Here is a 1504-nt window from a genome sequence, read left to right on the forward strand (position 1 = left end):
GCATGATTTTGAGTTTTACTTTACCCAGGATGTTCCTGTCCCAGCAAGGGGCTATTCATTGTGAAATCCGAAGAAAATTTCCCGGCGACGGGGATACTGGTTCAGGTAGCGCCGAAATTTTTGCCAATCGAAACTGCGGGGGTCAGAACGTGAGCCGGATGTATCCACGGCTTTGTGGGTGGTGATGCGTTCCCAGGGCACACAGGTTTTGGCAATCAACCACGCCAGGGATTGATACTGAGCATCGGTGTAGCCACTGTGGAAAAGGGGGTTTGTGGGTGGCGGTGAACTAGGCGCGGGTGCTGCTTTGGTGGTCGTCACCATATCTGGTTTTGGAGTCTGAGACGGTTGTGATTGCGGCGGCGGGCGGTAGTAGCCATCCTCAGGCGATTCCAACGAAATGTGATAGGCAAAATTATTGACCGAAAAGACACCTTTGGGATTCGTTTTCACTGCTTCGCCCCGAAACGAGGATGGCGCTGCCCCGTAAGCCCGCATTTCCGGTGGCACTAGATACACAACCGTTCCATCACAGCGGATAATCACGTGATAACTCACCTGCAAGTCATCGCGGCCTGTATGGTCCTTTTGAAACAGACTAATCGCTGCATCGGCAGGTCCAGCCGTTTCATGGAGAACAATCAGGGGCGGGTAGCTGATCGGTTGTCCCCATACATCCAACTGATGCCGCTGACCGTAATTGCTAGGGTGCACGAATGCTGTTTCCTCAGGGGGCTGGTACTGCGGCCAGGACTTCGCCCTCGATAGACCTTCCGGACACAACCCGGGTCCTGCGGGTAACGGCGATAGTTGGCTAATCAGAATAGTTGCTGTTGGTCGTTGCCACCATGCCCACACCTGCGTCGCTACCAGGAAGAGCAGAGCTAGGACACCCCACGTCAACCAGCGCTGCCAGCGTCGCATTATTACCCCTCACACCCCCACCCTTTTTATAACATTTTGTAGCGTTTGATCCGGCTGTAACCCGCTTCTCCTAAAATGACTGGGTGTTCGTCTGGGAGGGAGTCCATGTCTGCACTGCTGGAGAACTGGGAAACCCTGGTGCAGTTGTTTTTGATTGCGCTGGTCATTCTCGCAGGACCGGCGGTGATCTTCCTACTGGTGGCTCGTAACGGCAACCTGTGAAAACCAGGACTCCGGCGGCGATTCTGGCTGCTCAGGGCGGGTAATGATTTCAAAAATGCCGTTTCGGGCTGCCGGTTGATAAAGTGCTTCGACACACACCTGCGCTACTTTTTGCCGGGGAATCCGCCCCTCAAACAAGGTGTCCGGCCCCTGGATCACCAATCCTCCGGGAATGTTGTCATTCAATAAGCCCCCCGGTCGCAGAATGGTGTAAGTCAACCCGCTGTTTTGTAAATACAGCTCCGCCTGCTTCTTCCAATACAAGATGAACCAAAACAAGTTTAGGGGATGGAGAAACTGTGAGACGCACAACGAAGACACCAGCACAAAATGCTGCACCTTGTGAAACTTGGCCACA

The 1504-nt window shown here is 53.7% G+C and carries 3 protein-coding genes; 1 reads left to right on the forward strand and 2 read right to left on the reverse strand.

The genetic code is table 11. From position 1 onward, the window contains the following. Positions 1–51: 51 nt before the first annotated feature. A complete protein-coding gene (locus NZ705_12445; protein ID MCS7293752.1) occupies positions 52–924 on the reverse strand; it encodes a peptidoglycan recognition protein family protein in 873 nt (290 codons plus the stop codon). 105 nt (positions 925–1029) lie between these two features. On the opposite strand from NZ705_12445, the gene NZ705_12450 reads away from it, so the two are divergent. Next, positions 1030–1146: a photosystem II reaction center protein Ycf12 gene (locus tag NZ705_12450; protein MCS7293753.1), complete on the forward strand. Its 117-nt coding sequence runs from the start codon at positions 1030–1032 to the stop codon at positions 1144–1146. Here the strand turns inward: NZ705_12450 and NZ705_12455 are convergent. Further along, on the reverse strand, positions 1117–1504 hold a 388-nt coding region (locus NZ705_12455), incomplete at its 5' end, for an NAD(P)H-binding protein (GenBank protein ID MCS7293754.1). The genes NZ705_12450 and NZ705_12455 overlap by 30 nt on opposite strands.

The organism is Gloeomargarita sp. SKYB120 (genome assembly GCA_025062155.1).
Taxonomy (GTDB): Bacteria; Cyanobacteriota; Cyanobacteriia; order Gloeomargaritales; family Gloeomargaritaceae; genus Gloeomargarita.